This is a genomic window from Streptomyces niveiscabiei, assembly GCF_001419795.1.
Lineage (GTDB): Bacteria > Actinomycetota > Actinomycetes > Streptomycetales > Streptomycetaceae > Streptomyces > Streptomyces niveiscabiei.
Map to the genome: position 1 here is coordinate 1 of NZ_LIRL01001371.1, position 2533 is coordinate 2533.

Genomic DNA, 2533 nt, shown 5'->3' on the forward strand with positions numbered 1-2533 from the left:
GACCCCCTCTCCGCGCCCGCCCGCCTCAGCCCCGCGCGCCGCGCGCCCGCACTGTCGCGACCATCGGCCCGTCCGGCCGGATCGTGACGTCGAACGCGGGCTCCGGCCGCTCCCCCACGACCGTGTACTCGAAAGCCGGCAGCAGGGCCTCCGCGAGCAACGTCATCTCCTGAACCGTGAACTGCGCCCCCAGGCAGGTACGCGGCCCGAGCCCGAGCGGGTAGTACGTGCCGAGGGCCGGCCGGGGAGCCGCCTCCTGGAACCGCTGGGGCAGGAACCGCTCGGGCTCGGGCCAGAGTCCGGGATCGCGGTGCGTGAGGTACGCGCAGAGCGCGACCGTCGCGTCCGCCTCGATCCGGCATCCGGCGAGGACGTCGTCCTCGGTGGCGTCGCGGAACAACAGCAGTGCGGCCGGATAGAGGCGGAGCGTCTCGCTGATCAACGCCCGGATCGCGGCCGTACGCGCGGGCGACCCGGCGGGCCCCTGGGCGAGCGCCCACTCCCGGTGCTCGGGGTGGTCGTGCAGGAGCAGCAGGAGCCAGCTGAGCGTGGCGGCGGTGGTCTCGTACCCGGCGACGAGGAAGGTGACGAAGTTGTCGCGCACCAACCGCCCGTCGGGGTCGGGGAGTTCGACGGCGTCGAGCAGCGCGTCGAGGATGCCGGGGTCCCCGTTGGCGCGGGCGGCGGCGACAGCGCGCTCCGCTGCCGCGTCGACCTCCGCGAGGTCGCTCTCCAGCCGCGTGGTGTCGGCCGCCCCGAGCGCGGAGATCGCGGCGACGATGCGCGCGGCGGCGAGGAGCTGGCGATGGGTGGTGTCGTCGAGGGGCAGCCCGGTGGTGGCCCGCCAGATCACGTCGATGGTGAACCGCCGCATGTCGGCGACGAGATCCCGGGGCCGTCCGCTCCGGGCGGACTCCCCCCACGACCGGGTGACGTCCTCGACGGCGTCCCGCATGGCCCGCTCGTAGCGCCGCACCGCCTGCATCGTGAACTTGGGCTGGAACAGCCGCCGTTGCCCCCGCCAGGCCGCCCCGTCCACGGTGAGCACCCCGTCCCCGAGCAGGTGCCGCAGCCGATGCGACCGCTTCACGTACCGGCCCGGATGCCGGGCGAGCACATGCCGCACCTCCTCCGCCCCGGTCACCAGCACGACGGGCCGCTCCCCCAGCCGGATCCCGCTGACCGGCCCCAGCCGCTGGGCCCGCCCCAGCAGTTCCACGACCGATGCGCCCGCATCCCGCCAGGCCACCACCTCGGCCTCGGACAACTCCGGCACTGCACCGGTCAACTCGACCTCCCGCTGGGCGTGTTGCGGACGGCCCACATGATAGCGGCGGGTGACCAGGCCGACACGGCAGGAGACCGCCCCCGGTCGGGAGGGGGCCCCGGGTACAGCCGCGACGGCGTTCCCGGGGACGCTCGGGAACGCCGCCGCGGGGTCTCACCGGACGTACTTCGCCGGTTTGGTCGCGGTGTTGAGCAGGTACTCCAGGGGGCCGCGCCGGACGAAGCGGGACCAGACGCCCGCGAACACGATCGCCGCGAGGACGTACAGGAGCAGCGGTGTCCAGGACTGCTGGACGCCGTCCTTGCCGGGCGTGGACAGCAGGGACTGCGCGATGAAGTGGCCGACGTAGGCCGTGAGGGACATGGTGCCCACGGCGATCACCGGCCGGAGCAGGCGGCCCAGTTTCGGGAGGTGTTCCATCAGCGCGGTCGCGCCCACGATCACGAGGATCGCGACGCCCACGCTGCCGACGATGTCGAACGTGGTGCCGCTGTGCGGCCCGGCCGTCAGGAGCGACGAGGCCGACAGCGCCCCGCCGTCCGGGGGCATCGTCCCGGAGCCGCCGGACGACGGTCCGCCGTCCTCGGCCATGCTCCGCAGCGCGCCGCTGCCCGCGAGCAGCAGGGACAGGCCGTACGCGACCGCGATCAGGGCGGCGCCGAGCGCGGCCAGGCGCCGCCGGACCGCGGACGCGGACAGGTCGATGCGGGCCAGCGCCATGCCGGCGACCACGAACGACATCCAGGTGATCGTCGGGTAGAAGCCGGTGAACAGCAGGTCGAGCACGCCGACGCCGCTGAGCCGGTGCAGCGGGTCGTAGGTGTTGACGCTCTGCTGGACCGACTCCGTCAGCACGCCGTTCAGGGCGAACGCCAGCTGCGGGGTGACGACGGCGAGGGTCGCCGCGATGATCGCGAGCGTCCTGGCGCCGAGCCGCACCAAGGGGAGGGCCAGCAGGAAGTAGACGCCGTAGAAGGCGAGGATGATCACTCCGCCGTACTCGATCGCCAGCACGGTGCCGAGGGCGATCAGGACCACGGCGCGGATCGCGATACGGGCCTTGGCCTGCCGGCCCGCGAGTCCGGTCCTGGGCTCCCGGCGGCCGGCGAGCAGCATCAGGGAGAACCCGGCGAGGGTGGCGAACAGGACCGACGAGTGGCCGTCCGCCAGGTAGCGGATCCAGCTCGCCACGCCGTGCGTCGCGGACAGCGGGGGCCCGATGTGCACGATGTACATGCCGAACAC

Annotated in this window: 2 protein-coding genes; both read right to left on the reverse strand. The window is 73.7% G+C overall.

The annotated features are described in order from the left end of the window. Positions 1 to 25 precede the first annotated feature (25 nt). The gene (locus tag AOK24_RS44165; RefSeq protein ID WP_055725437.1) at positions 26 to 1288 is read right to left on the reverse strand and encodes a cytochrome P450; all 1263 of its coding nucleotides are present in this window, start codon (positions 1286 to 1288) and stop codon (positions 26 to 28) included. A 153-nt stretch (positions 1289 to 1441) separates the two neighbouring features. Continuing rightward, the coding region (locus AOK24_RS44170) for a DUF418 domain-containing protein (protein ID WP_055725438.1) at positions 1442 to 2533 on the reverse strand (1092 nt) is incomplete at its 5' end.